This is a genomic window from Mesorhizobium sp. M7A.F.Ca.CA.003.01.2.1 (assembly GCF_003998945.1).
GTDB lineage: Bacteria > Pseudomonadota > Alphaproteobacteria > Rhizobiales > Rhizobiaceae > Mesorhizobium > Mesorhizobium ciceri.
This window is the reverse complement of record NZ_RZRA01001420.1, coordinates 1-891: the sequence shown is the minus strand read 5'-3', so window position 1 is coordinate 891 and position 891 is coordinate 1. Positions and strand designations below refer to the sequence as shown.

At 60.4% G+C, this 891-nt stretch carries 1 protein-coding gene and 1 pseudogene; both read right to left on the bottom strand.

The window, feature by feature from the left end:
- A pseudogene (locus EN969_RS33165) lies at window positions 1-232 on the bottom strand (carbohydrate ABC transporter permease); the annotation flags it as partial.
- Between the two features lie 26 nt (window positions 233-258).
- Window positions 259-891: sugar ABC transporter permease (locus tag EN969_RS33160; RefSeq protein ID WP_164758758.1), on the bottom strand; the 633-nt coding region annotated here is incomplete at its 5' end.

Below are 891 nucleotides of genomic sequence, written 5' to 3'. Positions count from 1 at the left end.
GGCCGAGCGAACGCCAGCCCTTCCAGTCCGGCTGGAAGTCGACGAAGGGGATGAGATGGCCTTGCGTGACGTCGACTGCGGTTTTGAACGAGGTCGTGATCGTCCAATAGATCGGGAACAGGCAGATGAACGCCCAGAAGGCCAGCGCGCCATAGATGAAGACGCGGCTGGCGAGGAAGCTCGCCGGCGAGCGGATCTCCGAGGCGACATATTCGGTGGTCTGAACGCTCATCGGGCTCAATTCACCCCCATCTTGCTTTAATTGACATTGCGGACAAAACGGTTGGCAAATTTCAACAACCACGTGACGAACACGACGATGATCACCAGATAGGCCATCGCCAGCATGGTTCCGTAGCCGACATTCGAGCGGTCGCGGTATTCGCGGTAGATGAAGCTCGACACGGAATCGGTGGCGCCGCCGGGGCCGCCGGACGTCACGGTGATGATGATGTCGGCAAGCTTCAGCTTGAAGATGATGCGCAGGACCACCGCCGTCACCGACACCGGCAGCATCAGCGGGAAGGTGACCTGCCAGAAGGTCTGCCACGCATTGGCGCCGTCGACGCGTGCGGCTTCGAGCACCTCGCGCGACATCGCCTGCAGCCCGGCCAGCAGCATGATCATCATGAACGGAATGAAGGTCCAGGCATCCAGTATCATGATCGATATGCGCGCGATGATCGGATCGGAGAAGAAGGCCGGATTTTCCCAGCCGAGATGGCGCGCCAGCGTTGCGGCCGGTCCGAACCTGTATTCCATCAGCGATTTTCCGATCATCCACGACACCGCGACCGGCGACAGCATCAGCGGCATCAGGAAGACGACGCGGAAGAATTTTCGCGCCCGGATCTGGGCGTTGAGGAGCAGCGCCAAGCCGAAGGCAATGAC